Below are 17,861 nucleotides of genomic sequence, written 5' to 3' on the forward strand. Positions count from 1 at the left end.
ACAAATGTTTGGTCTTTCGTGCCATGTAAAAAAACCGCCCCGAAGGGCGGCTCTGTTTATTTCACACAGCGGGTGCACTGTGTGAGTTGTATCTGCTGGAAGAAGTCATTTCCTTTATCATCCACAAGGATAAACGCCGGGAAATCTTCTACTTCAATTTTCCAGATGGCTTCCATTCCCAGTTCCGGATATTCAACACATTCCAGGCTCTTAATACTTCCCTGCGCCAATACTGCTGCCGGACCACCGATACTACCGAGGTAGAAACCGCCGTGTTTTTTACAGGCATCCGTCACCTGCTGGCTGCGGTTGCCTTTCGCCAGCATGATCATACTGCCGCCCTGCGCTTGCAGTTGATCGACATAAGAATCCATCCGTCCGGCGGTCGTTGGGCCAAGAGAACCGGAGGCATAACCTTCCGGCGTTTTGGCCGGACCCGCATAGTAAATCGGATGATCTTTGATGTACTGCGGCAGCCCTTCACCGTTATCCATCCGCTCTTTCAGTTTGGCGTGAGCAATATCACGACCGACGATAATCGTGCCATTCAGCGATAAGCGTGTAGAAACGGGATACTGCGACAACTGTGCGAGGATCTCTTTCATCGGACGGTTAAGGTCAACGCGCACTGCTTCGCCTTCTCCCGCTTTGCGCAGCTCTTCCGGGATATATTTGCCTGGATTATGTTCCAGTTTTTCGATCCAGATCCCCTGACGGTTGATCTTCGCTTTGATATTACGGTCAGCAGAACAGGAGACGCCCATACCGACCGGGCAGGATGCGCCGTGACGTGGCAGGCGAATCACGCGGATGTCGTGAGCGAAGTATTTACCACCAAACTGCGCACCCAGACCAAGATTTTGCGCTTCGATCAGCAATTCTTTTTCAAGTTCCACATCGCGGAACGCCTGACCGTGCTCATTCCCTTCCGTTGGCAGTTCATCATAGTATTTAGCGGAAGCCAGTTTCACCGTTTTAAGATTCGTTTCTGCAGAAGTTCCACCAATAACGAACGCAATATGATAGGGAGGACAGGCCGCCGTACCCAGCGTGCGCATCTTCTCAACCAGGTAATTTTTCAGTTTTCCCGGCGTCAGTAACGCTTTGGTTTCCTGATAGAGATACGTCTTGTTTGCCGAACCGCCACCTTTGGCGATACAGAGGAATTTGTACTCGTCACCATCAACGGCATAAAGATCGATCTGCGCTGGTAAGTTAGTGCCGGTATTCACCTCTTTATACATATCCAGCGGCGCGTTTTGCGAGTAGCGCAGATTATCCTCGATATAAGTGTTATAGACACCGCGCGCCAGCGCTGCTTCATCACCGCCACCGGTCCATACACGCTGCCCTTTTTTACCAACAATAATCGCGGTGCCGGTATCCTGACAGGTTGGCAGAACGCCTTTTGCCGCGATGTCGGAGTTACGCAGGAATTGCAGCGCCACATATTTATCATTTTCGCTGGCCTCCGGGTCACGCAGAATGTCGGCCACCTGTTGTTGGTGAGCCGGACGCAGCATAAATGACGCATCATGAAACGCCTGACGCGCCAACAGAGTTAACGCTTCGGGTGCGACTTTCAAAATCTCCTGCCCTTCAAATTCAGATACGCTAACGTGTTCGCTGGTTAGCAGGTAATACTCAGTATCATCTTTTTTGAGTGGAAAAGGAGCCTGATAATGAAAGGGTTTGTTTGACATTGTTCTCTCACTTACTGCCTGGTTTGGTTATGCTCTGGGCGGGTGTTCCGTTGCCCTGTTAAAAGCGAGTAACAATATCCTACACAGTTTTTTAACAAAAACTGAGACTAGTACGACTTTTTGCGGCTCCAGGTTACTTCCCGTAGGATTCTTGCTTTAATAGCGGGATTAATTTCCACATTAAAACAGGGATTGATCATGCAAAAACTCATTAACTCAGTGCAAAACTATGCCTGGGGCAGCAAAACGGCGTTGACTGAACTTTATGGTATGGAAAATCCGTCCAGCCAGCCGATGGCCGAGCTGTGGATGGGCGCACATCCGAAAAGCAGTTCACGAGTGCAGAATGCCGCCGGAGATATCGTTTCACTGCGTGATGTGATTGAGAGTGATAAATCGACTCTGCTCGGAGAGGCCGTTGCCAAACGCTTTGGCGAACTGCCTTTCCTGTTCAAAGTATTATGCGCAGCACAGCCGCTCTCCATTCAGGTTCATCCAAACAAACGCAATTCTGAAATCGGTTTTGCCAAAGAAAATGCTGCAGGTATTCCGATGGATGCCGCTGAGCGTAACTATAAAGATCCTAACCACAAGCCGGAGCTGGTTTTTGCGCTGACGCCTTTCCTTGCGATGAACGCGTTTCGTGAGTTTTCCGAGATTGTCTCCCTACTCCAGCCAGTCGCAGGTGCACATCCGGCGATTGCTCACTTTTTACAACAGCCTGATGCCGAACGTTTAAGCGAACTGTTCGCCAGCCTGCTGAATATGCAGGGGGAAGAAAAATCCCGCGCGCTGGCGATTTTAAAATCGGCGCTCGACAGTCAGCAGGGTGAACCGTGGCAAACGATTCGTTTAATTTCTGAATTTTACCCGGATGACAGCGGTCTGTTCTCCCCGCTGTTGCTGAATGTGGTGAAATTGAATCCTGGCGAAGCGATGTTCCTGTTCGCTGAAACGCCGCACGCTTACCTGCAAGGCGTGGCGCTGGAAGTGATGGCGAACTCCGATAACGTGCTGCGTGCGGGTCTGACGCCTAAATATATTGATATTCCGGAACTGGTTGCCAACGTGAAGTTCGAAGCCAAACCGGCTAACCAGTTGTTGACCCAGCCAGTGAAACAAGGTGCAGAACTGGACTTCCCGATTCCGGTGGATGATTTTGCCTTCTCGCTGCATGACCTTAGCGAAGAAGAAACCACCATCAGCCAGCAGAGTGCCGCCATTTTGTTCTGCGTCGAAGGCGATGCAACGCTGTGTAAAGGTTCTCAGCAGTTACAGCTTAAACCGGGTGAATCAGCGTTTATTGCCGCCAACGAATCACCGGTGACTGTCAAAGGCCACGGCCGTTTAGCGCGTGTTTACAACAAGCTGTAAGAGCTTACTGAAAAAATTAACATCTCTTGCTAAGCTTATTAAAGGCTTATAACACCTTCAGGCGGCCAGTCCGCCTGATTTCATTTTATGGATAATCATTATGAATAAATCGCTGGTAGCGGTAGGCGTCATTGTTGCGCTAGGCGTAGTCTGGACAGGCGGCGCATGGTATACAGGCAAGAAGATAGAAACCCATCTCGAAGACATGGTCGCGCAGGCGAACGCGCAACTCAAACTGACAGCTCCTGAATCCAACCTGGAAGTAAGTTATCAAAACTATCATCGCGGCGTATTCAGCAGCCAGTTGCAGCTGTTGGTGAAACCCGTTGCCGGAAAAGAAAATCCGTGGATTAAAAGTGGTCAGAGCGTCATCTTCAACGAATCAGTTGATCATGGCCCCTTCCCCTTTGCCCAGCTTAAAAAACTGAACCTGATCCCGTCTATGGCATCAATTCAAACCACGCTGGTCAATAACGAAGTAAGCAAGCCACTGTTTGATATGGCAAAGGGTGAAACGCCTTTTGAGATTAACTCCCGCATTGGTTATAGCGGTGATTCCAGTTCCGATATTTCGCTCAAGCCACTGAATTACGAGCAAAAGGATGAAAAAGTCGCCTTTAGCGGCGGCGAGTTCCAGTTAAATGCTGACAGAGACGGTAAAACTATCTCCCTTTCAGGGGAGGCGCAAAGTGGTCGGATAGACGCGGTTAACGAATACAACCAGAAAGTGCAGTTGACCTTTAATAATCTGAAAACCGACGGTTCCAGCACGCTGGCAAGTTTTGGTGAGCGCGTAGGAAACCAAAAACTGTCGCTGGAGAAAATGACCATTTCAGTGGAAGGCAAAGAACTGGCACTGCTGGAAGGCATGGAGATCAGCGGTAAATCGGATCTGGTCAATGACGGTAAAACGATCAATAGCCAACTGGATTACTCGCTAAATAGCCTTAAGGTACAGAATCAGGATCTGGGCAGCGGCAAGCTGACTTTAAAAGTCGGCCAGATTGATGGCGAAGCCTGGCATCAGTTTAGTCAGCAATATAACGCGCAAACTCAGGCGCTTCTGGCACAGCCAGAGATTGCCAACAATCCCGAACTTTATCAGGAGAAAGTGACGGAAGCCTTCTTTAGCGCCCTGCCGCTGATGTTGAAAGGCGATCCGGTGATTACTATCGCGCCGTTAAGCTGGAAAAACAGTCAGGGTGAAAGTGCGTTGAATCTGTCGCTGTTCCTGAAAGATCCGGCAACGACAAAAGAAGCGCCGCAAACGCTGGCACAGGAAGTAGACCGCTCGGTTAAATCTCTGGATGCGAAACTGACCATTCCGGTGGATATGGCAACTGAGTTGATGACTCAGGTAGCGAAGCTGGAAGGTTATCAGGAAGATCAAGCGAAAAAACTGGCGAAACAGCAAGTTGAAGGTGCATCAGCAATGGGGCAGATGTTCCGTCTGACCACCTTGCAGGACAATACCATCACCACCAGCCTGCAATATGCTAACGGTCAGATCACGTTAAACGGGCAGAAAATGCCACTGGAAGATTTTGTTGGCATGTTTGCGATGCCGGCATTAAACGTTCCGGCTGTACCCGCTATTCCGCAGCAGTAATTCACAGCCAAAATGCCGGAGATTTTTCTCTCCGGCGTTTTTTCTTACTTCAGCATAAAGTCATACTGAATACTCATTTTCACATCCCAGTAATTCAGGTGATCGCCCAGTGTACTGCCATCGCGCTTTTCCCGCCCTTTATCGGCAGCAAGAAAGAAATTCATCCCTTGTAACGGCCCTTCGCTGACCCGATAGTTCATACCACCTAAGATACCCGCGCCTTCAATCCGCACATCTCGTTTACTGGATTCATAGCCGCGAGTCACAATCGGTGCAAATGTCAGCGTAAATTGCGGAGTTAAACGATAATAGACGCCCAATTGCCAGGACTGCATTCCTTCACGGTTACGATCAAGACTTAATGAAAAGGGATAGCCAATGTCGGTGTCCACCACGGCACCATTCATTGCATGGCGCAAATAACCACCACTGCCAAATACACTTCCCCACGGCGCATTCCAGGTCAATTGTCCACTAACCAACGCCGTTTCATTGGGCTGGCTGGTATTACGACTTAAACCTTCGAGTTGCGCGTAAAAGCCGAGCAACTCCCCTTTCAACGTATAATTCGGGTCGAGCGGTATGCTTTTCTCGAGAATACTTTGTATCTGATTGGAAACATCTTTCTGTACCGATGCCCCCAGAGAATAGCGACTGGTATCATCATGCCAACTGGCGGCTAAAAAAGAACGTGCGCGATGTTTATCGTATTTTCCCGTCTGGCTGTTATAAACCCCTTCATCACGAATACCGGTTGTTGAATCGGTCCATAAAAATACTCGTGACCGCCACATTCCCCACAGATCAATATTTGGCGTTAAAGCCCAGTAACCTAATGCTCCTTCAGAAACTGTCGGTAATGTACGTTGCGAACTGCCAGCAATTAACGGAATACGATAAGGTAAGCTACCATAACTATAATCCGTCCCGAAGCGACCTAATTTAAGCAGGCTATTTTCACTGTGTTTTATTTTTACTGCACCCAAGGCAAAGCCAAAACTTTTATCACCATCAAGATACCACCGGGTACTCATATCAGCACGAGCACCTAATTTATAAACATAATACGCCCCGCCTTCAACGCCAATAATATTGGAATAATAACCACTATTGAAATCGAGCAATCCTCCCTGTACCCATGCGTAAATATCTCTTCCCGCGCCAGCACTGGGCTTATCCGCCCTGCGCAATTCGTTTTTCAGTCTGATGCGTAGTCCCGCTTCATCGTCAGCCAGTTGCGCCGCGTAAGCAGAGGTAAGGCCAGAGGCAGCCGTCAGGCAAATAACGGCCATGGCCACTATTTTTCTCATAGTTGCACCTTTGATGTTCTGATTATTTTTATTGAATATTAATTAGTGATATCGCTGATTAATTGCTGCTGCATTTTTTTACGATTATCAATTTCAACCACGATTTCTTTGAATTTTTTATCCGTGAGAGGATAAAACCAGATAATGACGAATGCCAGCAGCATAAATCCGCAAGGTACTAAGGCAATTGATGTGCGGATGCCCATAATAACTTCCGGCGTTTGCACCTGATTGGCAATATATCCGCTTAATCCCAAAATAAAGGCAGGAATTGAACCTCCGATTGCCTGACCGCATTTACGGGTAAATGAGAATAGTGAATAGGTGAGCCCTTCTATTCGCACGCCGGTCAGGTATTCACCGTATTCTACAGTATCAGCTTCCAGTGCCCACATCACGGTCATGGTAACGCCCTGACCAATTGAAGCGATGGCCAACGCAACCAACGCCACCGGCAGTGACCAGACCGAAACCCAGAAGAACAGCAGATAACCGCAGGTTCCCAGCAAAGCGCCAATCAGGAAGGTATTCTTTTTACCGATCCTCGCGACCATCCCCGGCACCAGCGGTGCCGATGCCACAGTACCGACCAGGTTTTGCACCAGTACCAGCACAGTGAACAGCCCGGTATCATTTAACACATAGCGCACGTAGAACAACGACGAGGCGCTGACCGCGAAGGTCGAAATCAGCACACACAGCGCACCGATGCACAACATAAACAGCGGGCGATTCCGTTTCAGGGTTTGCAGACTGATCTTCAATGACGGCTGCGCCACGATACGTACCACATTCTCACGCGTCGATTTGAAGCAGATGAAGTAAAGCACCATTCCGGCAATCGCCAGCACAATCGTCCAGAAATGGTATACCGACACCATCTCTTCCGGACTGGAGTTCTTAATGCTCGGTCCTATCAGAAATGCCAGACAGACAAAGGTCAATGAAGCGGCAATCCCGCGAGCCGCGCCCAGACGGGCGCGGGATTGTGGTTGTTGGGTCATCGCGGTAGCAAGTGAACCATAAGGAATATTCACCAGGCTGTAGCAAAGCCCGAGGCCCATGTAGGTCAAATATGCATACACTACTTTGCTGCTATGGCTCCAGTCGGTCGGCACCCAGAATACCAGCACACTGAAGATCATTAACGGCGCAGTACCGAAGAGTAAAAACGGGCGGAATTTTCCCCAGCGGGTATTCACACTGTCCACCACTCGTCCGGCAAAGACGTCGGCGAAGGCATCGAATACCCGCACCAGTAACAGCATGGTGCCCGCCGCAGCGGCACCGACGCCAGCGACGTCGGTGTAGTAACTCAACAGGAAGAGCGCCCCCATTGCGAAGGCGAAGTTATTGGCGACGTCACCGAGGCTGTAGCCGACGATGGTGCGCCAGGAGAGTTGTTGATTCATTGTTTGCCTCCCTGCTGCGGTTTTTCACCGAAGTTCATGCCAGTCCAGCGTTTTTGCAGCAGAAAAGCCGCCGACTTCGGTTTGCGGTCGCGGGTGAAGATCCCTTTCTTGTTACCGCCAACGCGCAATATGCCTTGTGAGGTCGCAAAATCGGCGAAATTCCATACCTGTTCACCGACGACGGCGCTGACTCGATCAAAGACGCGGTGATACATATCCAGCCATGCACACTGATACTCTTCACTCCACATGTCGGTGTACATTGAGTGCAGCCCGGCTAACGTATCCACGCCGTATTCGGTGATGATAATCGGCTGATGCAGTTTCTCCTGCCAGGCCAGCAGTTCTTTTTCCAGTACCTTCTCTGCCGTTTCCAAATCGCCGCTTTGGACATACCAACCGTAATAACGGTTCAGACACAGCACATCAAAGAGATCGCTGATGGTATCGGTGTGAGCGTCGCAGAACATTACATTGACGCAGGTGATCGGACGCGTCGGGTCGAGTTTACGCGTTGCTTCCGCCAGTGGCGCGAAATATTCCCGTGCACCTTGCGGACGGGTATCCGGTTCGTTGGCAATACTCCACATCACCACGCTTGGGTGGTTTTTGTCACGCGCAATCAGCTCTTTAATCGCCTGTAAGTGCGCCTGCTGGGTTTCTCCGTTGACTGCCTCTTCGCTGTACAGTTCTTTCGGCTTGTTGCCCGCTTCGAAACCAATGCCTAAAGAGAGGTTAAAGCCTACAGCTGCAGTTTCATCAATCACCACGATGCCATGTTCATCTGCCCAGTCGAGCATCTCTTCAGCGTAAGGGTAATGCGAGGTACGGTAGGAGTTGGCCCCAATCCAGTCCATTAATGCGTGATCGTGCACCATCAGCACGTTATCGAATCCTTTGCCACGCAAATCCGCATCTTCATGACGACCAAAGCCAGTAAAATAGAACGGTTTGTGGTTAATCAGGAACTGCTCGCCCTTCACTGCCACTGACCGGATGCCGACGCTCAGCGGGTAGATATCACACTCTGTCTGGCTTTTGGCTGTGACGCACAGTTCATAGAGATAACCTTCACCCGGTTGCCAGAGGTGCGGATTCACCACTTGCAAAGTCCCGCTGGTGCCTTGTCCAGTTGCAACCACCTGTTGATCCGCATCACGCAGTTCAACGCTGACATCACCATTTGCCACCACCTGCCAGTCAACAGACGCGTGGTTACAGTCTTGCGCGACATGCGTCACCACGGTGATATCGTCCACCCAGGTATTCGGCGTGGTGTAGAGCATTACGCTGCGATGGATCCCGGCGTAGTTAAAGAAATCATGAAAGTAAGACTGCTTTTTCTTGCCGTTTTCGTCGGTAATCACCATTCCCGGCGGGATAGTCTGCCAGTTCAGTTCGTTGTTCACACAAACAGTGATACGTACACTTTTCCCGGCAATAACATACGGCGTGACATCGGCTTCAAATGGCGTATAGCCGCCCTGATGCTCCATCACTTCCTGATTATTTACCCACACTTTGCCGTAATGAGTGACCGCATCGAAACGCAGCACGATACGCTGGCCTGCCCAACCTTTCGGTATAAAGACTTCGCGCTGATACCAGACGTTGCCCACATAATTACGAATATCTGCATCGGCGAACTGATCGTTAAAACTGCCCGGCACAGCAATTGCCCGGCTTTCTTGTAACGCGCTTTCCCACCAACGCTGATCAATTCCACAGTTTTCGCGATCCAGACTGAATGCCCACAGGCCGTCGAGTTTTTTGATTTCACGGGTTGGGGTTTCTACAGGACGTAACATAAGGGACTCCTCATTAAGATAAAAATACTGGTCAACCTTTAATCTGATTAGTTAACCAATTCTGTGTTGCACACAGTTATCTGTGAGAAACCCATGGAAGAGAAATGGAAATAAAAAGAACTGACACCGCGATCAAAAAACCAAAAACTGCAATACCCACAGCGTGATATTGATCGCATTAATCTTTAAAACAGCGTTGACAGAAGCCACAAAATAAGCAATCGAACGTTCGTTCGAACATATTGGGAGCGATAAACCCTCATGATATATTGCTAAGATGAATATTTAGGTGGGATTCTCCGATCCCTGGGAGGATGATTTTTGCACAGAGAAATTACGATATGAAACGCGGGCTCAGTTGTCACCAGCCCGCGGAAAGAGAGAGGATCAGGATGCGGTTAAGATACCGCCAATCATCGCGCGTAATCCCTGAGCAAACGACGCTTCACGCGCCAGATCTTCCGCTTCGATATCGGCCAGTACACCGTAGGTCAGATCCAGCAGTAAACGTGAAGTCATTGCCGTGTTGATGTCTGGGCTTATCTCGCCTTTTTGCTGGGCATCACGCATCCGCTGGGCAACAAATTCCGTGATCGTCATATGCTTATTTTTAAGCATGGCGGCGACCTGTGGGTTACGCATCCCTTCCGCCATAATTTCGACCACCAGCGCCCGTTGCCCAAAGGCCTCATGGGTGAGAGAGACAATAGACTCGACCATATAGTCAACGAAATGAATCCCTTCAATCGGTTCCCGGAAACGGGCCAGCGCCCTCTCCTGGTCCTGTAAGATAATCGCCTGAATCAAGGCTTCTTTGGAGATGAAATGGTGATAGAGCGTCCCGGGACTAATGGCGCAAGATTTACAGATGGCTTTCATCGAGGCACTGTGAAATCCATTTTCTGAAAAAATCTCTCTGGCAGCATTGAGGATCCGGGTCCGTGTCGGTTGTGCTTCAGTCTGCATGTTATCCATCATTAAACCATTATAGTTAGCGTGAATAACTAGTTTACCGCGTTGTCAGGTGAGCGCCTATCATTGCTGTTGAATAGTGCGAAGGCACACTCTATTCGTATACTTTTCACTCGTAAATTGGTTAACCAATATCCGTGATTTGGTTGCCAGTTGTTTAGCAGAGACGTTGATGAGTTTATCCCGGTAAACAACACGGACGGTTGTTTACCGGTCCGTTAGTGTATTAATTGAGCTCCTGTACCCCACCACCGGAGACGGTGAGAATTTGTCCGCTTACCCAGCTGGCTGCAGGCGAGCAAAGGAATAGCGCCGCGTTAGCAATATCTTGCGGTTGGCCCAGACGTCTGATCGGCGTGTGCTGTAACATTTTTTGTTCAATTTCTGGTGTAATAACGGATTTCAGGGCATCGGTTAATATTGCCCCCGGCGCAATGCCATTCACCCGAATATTTTTTTCACCCAGGTCAAACGCCATATTTCTGACCAGATGACTGGCCGCAGCTTTAGATGACGCATAGGAGGTCATGTTGATATTTTTATTTTCTGCCGCCATAGAAGTGATGGTCAGAATAACGCCACCGCCATTTTTTTCCATTTCTGGCGCAACAAGTTGTGACAGATGGAAAAAAGAAAACACATTCAGTTCATAAGCACGGCGAAAATCCGCCATTGGCATATCAAACGGTTTAGGACCACCGCCACCGGCGTTGTTAACCAGAATATCAACTTTACCCAGCTTACTGACGGCAAAGTCTGCCAGTGCAGAGAGTTCCTGTTCGGAAGTAATATCGCAGCGGCAGGCAAATGCCTGACCACCCAGTTGTTGAATTTCATCTACAACATGATTAGCTGCATCGGCGTTAATATCACTGACCACCACAGATGCGCCAGCTGTCGCGAATGTAATGGCGATTTCTTTACCAATACCTGCACCCGCACCTGTAATGATGGCGCATTTTCCGTCGAGTCTCAGGTTGTCAGAATTAAACACATAAACCTCCTGTGAACTTCAGTAAAAATAAAAGGCACCGCCTGTGTGCCACATTTTTTATCATTAACCTTGAGGAAAGGACACTACCAGGTATAGCAGATAAAGAGAGGATTATTTCGCCGCAATGAGCCGGGCGGGAATAATAAGATTGCGTGAATGCGTCTCTTCATGGGTGATTTTTTGCATCATGCGATCCGCAAGTGTGGTACCAAGTTCCCGCGCTGGCGTGCTGGCCCAGGTAACGGGTATATCATCAAGTGTGGTTGGCGTTGCATCGGTAAATGCCGCCAACGAAACCTGTTGCTCAAAGTAACGATCGACTCCGCTTTCCCCGCTTTGCCTCCCTGCTTTCAGCAAACCAAACCATGCCCCCATCGCAATAGTTTCGTTATAGCAAACCACGGCGCTGATGGTCGGGTTATGACGTAAAAGCGCCGTGATAGCTTCCGCGGCTTGCTTCTGGCTGGAAGTGCACTCCAGCACCCAATCGCTGTGAAACGGCAGGCCAAATTTTAGTAGAGTCGCACAATAGCCCCCCACCCGTTCTGCCCGGGTTAATGAGGAACTTTGCCCTCCCAGCCAGGCGATACGCTGATGCCCATTGCGAATGAGATGCTCCGTCAACAACTGTGCAGCCTGCATGTTGTCCGGGCGAACCGTATCAACGTCATCAAGATAACTGGCACGGGAAGCGAAAATCACCGGGATAGCTTTTTCTTCTGCCATCCGTCGCAGGTCATCGCTGCTTCCTGCAGCCCCGGCAATTACCACACCATCGACCCCCTGATTCAGTAACAGTGAAAACCGTTGTGCCAGCTGCTCGCCGTCTTTACCGCCGTGAAGCAAAAAAACCATCCGTCCCTGCGCTTCCAGAGCTTCCGTCAATCCGGCCGTTAATTCGGCGTAAAACGGCGCAGATAAATCACGGACGATCAAACCAATGACGCCGCTTTGCCCGCCGCGCAGCGCCGACGCCTGACGATTGCGCACAAATCCCAGCTCTTCAATGGCGGCGTTAACACGTTCTCCTGTGGCGGTAGAGATTCGCCCTTTGCCACTTAGCACCAGCGAAACGGTACTTACCGACACGCCCGCAGCCAGCGCAACATCATGAATGGTTATTTTTTTGGCGGTAGCCATGCAGATGACCTACTCCCTGATTATGTGACAGATAAAACGTTTTACCTTTTATTTATCTTATACCCGCTATTATCGTTGCGTAATGTGATTTATGCCTCACTAAAATTTGATAAAACGTTTTATCTTCTCGCGCAATTTACTGAATCCAGATTGTTCTCTACGAGGAGTCGTTTTATGACGGCGAAAACAGCACCGAAAGTCACGCTGTGGGAGTTCTTCCAGCAGTTAGGCAAAACCTTCATGTTACCCGTGGCATTATTGTCGTTCTGCGGCATTATGCTCGGCATTGGTAGTTCTCTTAGCAGCCATGATGTCATCACCCTGATCCCGGTCCTGGGCAACCCCGTGTTGCAGGCTATCTTTACCTGGATGAGTAAGATTGGCTCGTTTGCTTTTAGTTTCCTGCCAGTCATGTTCTGTATCGCCATCCCGCTGGGCCTGGCACGCGAAAACAAAGGTGTAGCGGCATTTGCTGGCTTTGTCGGTTATGCGGTAATGAATCTCGCGGTAAACTTCTGGTTGACCAATAAAGGCATTCTGCCAACCACGGACGCCGCGGTTCTGAAAGCCAATAACATTCAGAGCATTCTTGGGATCCAGTCGATCGATACAGGGATCCTCGGTGCGGTGATCGCCGGTATTATCGTCTGGATGCTCCATGAGCGTTTCCATAATATCCGCCTGCCGGATGCGCTGGCATTCTTCGGCGGTACGCGCTTCGTGCCAATCATCTCCTCACTGGTAATGGGCCTTGTCGGTCTGGTGATTCCATTAGTCTGGCCGATTTTCGCCATGGGTATTAGCGGCTTGGGCCATATGATAAACAGCGCGGGTGATTTCGGACCGATGCTGTTTGGTACCGGTGAACGTCTGCTGTTGCCGTTTGGTCTGCATCACATTCTGGTGGCATTAATTCGCTTTACCGACGCAGGCGGCACGCAGGAAGTCTGCGGTCAAACCGTCAGCGGCGCACTGACCATCTTCCAGGCGCAATTGAGTTGCCCGACCACTCACGGTTTTTCTGAAAGCGCCACGCGTTTCCTTTCGCAAGGCAAAATGCCTGCGTTTCTCGGCGGTCTGCCAGGTGCAGCGTTAGCTATGTATCACTGCGCGCGCCCGGAAAATCGCCATAAAATTAAAGGGCTGCTGATTTCTGGCCTGATCGCCTGTGTCGTTGGCGGCACGACCGAACCGCTGGAATTCCTGTTCCTGTTCGTAGCGCCAGTTCTGTATGTCATCCACGCGCTGTTAACCGGCCTCGGCTTCACCGTCATGTCTGTGCTCGGCGTCACCATCGGTAATACCGACGGCAATATCATCGACTTCGTGGTGTTCGGTATTTTGCATGGTCTGTCAACCAAGTGGTACATGGTGCCAGTGGTGGCGGCAATCTGGTTTGTCGTTTACTACGTCATCTTCCGTTTCGCTATCACCCGCTTCAATCTGAAAACCCCGGGGCGCGATAGCGAAGTTGCCAGCTCAATCGAAAAAGCCGTTGCCGGTGCACCGGGTAAATCAGGTTACAACGTTCCGGCAATCCTCGAAGCCTTAGGCGGTGCCGACAATATTGTCAGCCTCGATAACTGCATTACCCGTCTGCGTTTGTCTGTGAAAGATATGTCGCTTGTTAATGTGCAGGCACTGAAGGACAATCGGGCAATTGGCGTAGTACAACTTAATCAACATAACCTGCAGGTTGTTATCGGGCCACAAGTTCAGTCAGTAAAAGATGAAATGGCCGGTCTGATGCATACTGTTCAGGCATAAGGATAAGATATGTTCGATTTTTCAAAGGTCGTGGATCGTCATGGCACATGGTGTACGCAGTGGGATTATGTCGCTGACCGTTTCGGCACTGCTGACCTGTTACCGTTCACGATTTCAGACATGGATTTTGCCACTGCCCCCTGCATTATCGAGGCGCTGAATCAGCGCCTGATGCACGGCGTGTTTGGTTACAGCCGCTGGAAAAACGATGAGTTTCTCGCGGCTATTGCCCACTGGTTTTCCACCCAGCATTACACCGCCATCGATCCTCAGTCGGTGGTGTATGGCCCTTCTGTTATCTATATGGTTTCAGAACTGATTCGTCAGTGGTCTGAAACAGGTGAAGGCGTGGTGATCCACACACCCGCCTATGACGCATTTTATAAGGCCATTGAAGGTAACCAGCGCACAGTAATGCCCGTTGCTTTAGAGAAGCAGCCTGACGGCTGGTTTTGCGATATGGACAAGCTGGAAGCCGTGCTGGCGAAACCAGAATGTAAAATTATGCTCCTGTGTAGCCCACAGAATCCTACCGGGAAAGTGTGGACGTGCGATGAGCTGGAGATCATGGCTGACCTGTGTGAGCGTCATGGTGTGCGGGTTATTTCCGATGAAATCCATATGGATATGGTTTGGGGCGAGCAGCCGCATATTCCCTGGAGTAATGTGGCGCGCGGAGACTGGGCATTGCTAACGTCGGGATCGAAAAGTTTCAATATTCCCGCCCTGACCGGTGCTTACGGGATTATAGAAAATAGCAGCAGCCGTGATGCCTATTTATCAGCACTGAAAGGACGTGATGGCCTTTCTTCCCCTTCAGTACTGGCGTTAACTGCCCATATCGCCGCCTATCAGCAAGGCGCGCCGTGGCTGGATGCCTTACGCGTCTATCTGAAAGATAACCTGACGTATATTGCAGATAAAATGAACGCCGCGTTCCCTGAACTCAATTGGCAGATCCCGCAATCCACTTATCTGGCCTGGCTTGATCTACGTCCATTGAATATTGACGACAACGCGTTGCAAAAAGCGCTTATCGAGCAAGAGAAGGTCGCGATCATGCCGGGGTATACCTACGGTGAAGAAGGTCGTGGTTTTGTCCGTCTCAATGCCGGCTGCCCGCGTTCGAAACTGGAAAAAGGTGTTGCTGGATTAATTAACGCCATCCGCGCTGTTCGTTAACCCCAATTGCGCAACGTAAAAAATCGTTGCGCAATCGTGGATTTTTACCCTGCTTTGTTTTTATAATGGTGCGCACTTTTATATCCAGAAAAAGAGTGCGACCATGATTGATACCACCCTGCCATTAACTGATATCCATCGCCACCTTGATGGCAACATTCGTCCCCAGACCATTCTTGAACTTGGCCGCCAGTATAATATCTCGCTTCCTGCACAATCCCTGGAAACACTGATTCCCCACGTTCAGGTCATTGCCAACGAACCCGATCTTGTGAGCTTTCTGACCAAACTTGACTGGGGCGTTAAAGTTCTCGCCTCTCTTGATGCTTGCCGCCGCGTGGCATTTGAAAACATTGAAGATGCAGCCCGTAACGGCCTGCACTATGTCGAGCTGCGTTTTTCACCAGGCTACATGGCAATGGCACATCAGCTGCCTGTAGCGGGTGTTGTCGAAGCGGTGATCGATGGCGTACGTGAAGGTTGCCGCACCTTTGGTGTGCAGGCGAAGCTTATCGGCATTATGAGCCGGACCTTCGGTGAAGCCGCCTGTCAGCAAGAACTGGAGGCCTTTTTAGCCCACCGTGACCAGATTACCGCACTTGATTTAGCCGGTGATGAACTTGGTTTCCCGGGAAGTCTGTTCCTTTCTCACTTCAACCGCGCGCGTGATGCGGGCTGGCATATTACCGTCCATGCAGGCGAAGCTGCCGGGCCGGAAAGCATCTGGCAGGCGATTCGTGAACTGGGGGCGGAACGTATTGGACATGGCGTAAAAGCCATTGAAGATCGGGCGCTGATGGATTTTCTCGCCGAGCAGGAAATTGGTATTGAATCCTGTCTGACCTCCAATATTCAGACCAGCACCGTGGCAGAGCTGGCGGCACATCCGCTGAAAACGTTCCTTGAGCATGGCATTCGTGCCAGCATTAACACTGACGATCCCGGCGTACAGGGAGTGGATATCATTCACGAATATACCGTTGCCGCGCCAGCTGCTGGGTTATCCCGCGAGCAAATCCGCCAGGCACAGATTAATGGTCTGGAAATGGCTTTCCTCAGCGCAGAGGAAAAACGCGCACTGCGAGAAAAAGTCGCCGCGAAGTAACAAAAATGGATGGTGCTAATTGCACCATCCCCTTTTCACGCAAGGCACAAAGTCGCGCGATGTTTGGCGGATTCGATGCCCAGCTCAATCAACTCCATTACCTGGATTGCCTGACTTGCCGGAACCGGATTTTCACCATCGCCATTTAACGCATCACGAATAGCCGCATAGTAAGCCGGATAATTCCCCGGCACCGTCAACAGCGTTTCTTCGACACGTTCCTCACCTTCCACGCGGGTAAGTACGCCATCACGCATATCGTAGCCCCAGTCTTCCTGCGGCAGACGCTCGCCATTTTTCAGACGTTCTTCCTGTGGATCGAGGCCATATTTCACATAACTGCCTCGGGATCCATGCACGATATAACGTGCTGACTCAGCGGCTGCCAGCATGGTGCCGTGTAAAATGACTCGCCGCTGCGGATAGGACAAGATGGCGTGGAAATAATCAGTCGACTGCGCTCCGGGCCGTAACTGTGCCAAATCTACCGTCATGCTAACCGGTAAACCAAATAGCGTAATGGCCTGATCAAGAAGATGCGGTGCTAAATCGTACCAGATACCGCTGCCAGGGCCGCCCTGTTCACGCCAACGATCGCGCACCTGCGGACGGAAGCGGTCAAAATGAGACTCAAAGTAAGCAACTTCACCCAGTACGCCTTCCGCGAGCAAACCTTTTAGCGTCAGGAAATCGCTATCCCAGCGACGGTTATGGAATACAGACAGCACACGCCCCAGGCTTTTTGCCAGCGCTTCCAGCTCTCGCGCTTGTGACAGTGTCACGGTAAAGGGTTTATCAACGACCACATGTTTACCCGCCTCAAGCGCCGCTTTGGCTAACGGAAAATGGGTATCGTTGGGTGTAGGAATGACAATCAGGTCTATGTTGGGATCGTTAAACAGATGCTTCGGCTCAGAGACAACCGTAACCGTTGGCCAGTCGGCTTTTACTTTTGTTTCATCGCTGCTGGAGATTACCGCCAGTTCCAGCCCGGGCGTGCCCGCAATCAGGGGCGCATGGAAGGTTTTGCTCGCATAACCATACCCAATCAACCCAACACGGATGTTGTCGCTCATGTCATTGCCTCTCATTGAAGTATGATGGCTATTTGACACTATCCTTTACCCTCGCTCAACAGTTTAATAACCTGCCAGCAATAAGGGATGTTGTTTAACTTAAGTCAAAAAAATAGCGAATTTTCCAACGACAAAAGCTAAATATCGCAAAAACCTCAGTAAAAATCTTGCTGGAGCTATTATTGCTAAGTAACATTTACCCCCTGAAGTTAATGGATCAATCAACAGAGATGTGGGCTGTAATGAATCGTCTTATTGAATTAACAGGTTGGATCGTTCTTGTCGTTTCAGTCATTCTTCTTGGCGTGGCGAGTCACATTGACAACTATCAGCCACCTGAACAGAGTGCTACGGTACAACACAAGTAAACTCTACTCTTGTAGAGCGACATGCTGCCCGACCGGGTGCA

At 50.2% G+C, this 17,861-nt stretch carries 14 protein-coding genes; 6 read left to right on the plus strand and 8 right to left on the minus strand.

Annotated features, from left to right (window positions below; genetic code table 11):
- Positions 1–56: 56 nt before the first annotated feature.
- Positions 57–1,703 (minus strand): class I fumarate hydratase, encoded by a 1,647-nt coding sequence (gene fumB, locus QUE34_RS10005; RefSeq protein ID WP_000066639.1) that lies wholly within the window; start codon positions 1,701–1,703, stop codon positions 57–59.
- 198 nt (positions 1,704–1,901) lie between these two features.
- On the opposite strand from fumB, the gene manA reads away from it, so the two are divergent.
- Positions 1,902–3,077, plus strand: a complete 1,176-nt coding sequence (gene manA, locus QUE34_RS10010; RefSeq protein WP_103253688.1) for a mannose-6-phosphate isomerase — start codon at positions 1,902–1,904, stop codon at positions 3,075–3,077.
- A 100-nt stretch (positions 3,078–3,177) separates the two neighbouring features.
- The gene (locus QUE34_RS10015; RefSeq protein ID WP_001043385.1) at positions 3,178–4,686 is read left to right on the plus strand and encodes a YdgA family protein; all 1,509 of its coding nucleotides are present in this window, start codon (positions 3,178–3,180) and stop codon (positions 4,684–4,686) included.
- A 44-nt stretch (positions 4,687–4,730) separates the two neighbouring features.
- Here QUE34_RS10015 and uidC read toward each other — a convergent pair whose 3' ends face one another.
- From uidC to malI, 6 genes are all read right to left on the minus strand, one after another.
- Positions 4,731–5,996, minus strand: a complete 1,266-nt coding sequence (uidC, locus tag QUE34_RS10020; protein ID WP_103253687.1) for a glucuronide uptake porin UidC — start codon at positions 5,994–5,996, stop codon at positions 4,731–4,733.
- Positions 5,997–6,034: 38 nt separating this feature from the next.
- Positions 6,035–7,408: a glucuronide transporter gene (uidB, locus tag QUE34_RS10025; protein WP_001075890.1), complete on the minus strand. Its 1,374-nt coding sequence runs from the start codon at positions 7,406–7,408 to the stop codon at positions 6,035–6,037.
- The gene (gene uidA / locus QUE34_RS10030) at positions 7,405–9,216 is read right to left on the minus strand and encodes a beta-glucuronidase (RefSeq protein WP_032303115.1); all 1,812 of its coding nucleotides are present in this window, start codon (positions 9,214–9,216) and stop codon (positions 7,405–7,407) included. Before uidA ends, uidB begins: the two co-directional genes overlap by 4 nt.
- Positions 9,217–9,603: 387 nt before the next feature.
- On the minus strand, positions 9,604–10,194 hold the full coding sequence (gene uidR / locus QUE34_RS10035) for a DNA-binding transcriptional regulator UidR (RefSeq protein ID WP_000969092.1): 591 nt from the start codon (positions 10,192–10,194) through the stop codon (positions 9,604–9,606).
- A gap of 220 nt (positions 10,195–10,414) precedes the next feature.
- Entirely contained in the window at positions 10,415–11,182 is a 768-nt protein-coding gene (gene hdhA, locus QUE34_RS10040; RefSeq protein WP_000483362.1) for a 7-alpha-hydroxysteroid dehydrogenase, read from the minus strand.
- 111 nt (positions 11,183–11,293) lie between these two features.
- Positions 11,294–12,322 carry a mal regulon transcriptional regulator MalI gene (gene malI, locus QUE34_RS10045; protein ID WP_000179513.1) on the minus strand — a complete coding sequence of 343 codons (1,029 nt, stop codon included), beginning with the start codon at positions 12,320–12,322 and terminating at the stop codon, positions 11,294–11,296.
- 174 nt (positions 12,323–12,496) lie between these two features.
- On the opposite strand from malI, the gene malX reads away from it, so the two are divergent.
- The 3 genes from malX (at position 12,497) to add (ending at position 16,376) form a co-directional block, all read left to right on the plus strand.
- The gene (gene malX / locus QUE34_RS10050) at positions 12,497–14,089 is read left to right on the plus strand and encodes a PTS maltose transporter subunit IICB (protein ID WP_000125609.1); all 1,593 of its coding nucleotides are present in this window, start codon (positions 12,497–12,499) and stop codon (positions 14,087–14,089) included.
- Between the two features lie 9 nt (positions 14,090–14,098).
- Positions 14,099–15,271, plus strand: coding sequence for a bifunctional maltose regulon transcriptional repressor/cystathionine beta-lyase MalY (gene malY / locus QUE34_RS10055; protein WP_103253686.1), 1,173 nt, complete (start codon positions 14,099–14,101; stop codon positions 15,269–15,271).
- Positions 15,272–15,374: 103 nt separating this feature from the next.
- Complete coding sequence (gene add, locus QUE34_RS10060; protein ID WP_000567509.1) at positions 15,375–16,376, plus strand: adenosine deaminase; 1,002 nt, start codon at positions 15,375–15,377, stop codon at positions 16,374–16,376.
- 35 nt (positions 16,377–16,411) lie between these two features.
- Here add and QUE34_RS10065 read toward each other — a convergent pair whose 3' ends face one another.
- Positions 16,412–17,452 carry an oxidoreductase gene (locus QUE34_RS10065; protein WP_001282537.1) on the minus strand — a complete coding sequence of 347 codons (1,041 nt, stop codon included), beginning with the start codon at positions 17,450–17,452 and terminating at the stop codon, positions 16,412–16,414.
- A 242-nt stretch (positions 17,453–17,694) separates the two neighbouring features.
- Here QUE34_RS10065 and blr point away from each other — a divergent pair, with 242 nt between their 5' ends.
- Positions 17,695–17,820 (plus strand): division septum protein Blr, encoded by a 126-nt coding sequence (blr, locus tag QUE34_RS10070; protein WP_024166213.1) that lies wholly within the window; start codon positions 17,695–17,697, stop codon positions 17,818–17,820.
- Positions 17,821–17,861: the final 41 nt, after the last annotated feature.

The organism is Escherichia sp. KS167_9B, from assembly GCF_030295215.1.
GTDB classification, from domain to species: Bacteria; Pseudomonadota; Gammaproteobacteria; order Enterobacterales; family Enterobacteriaceae; genus Escherichia; species Escherichia coli_F.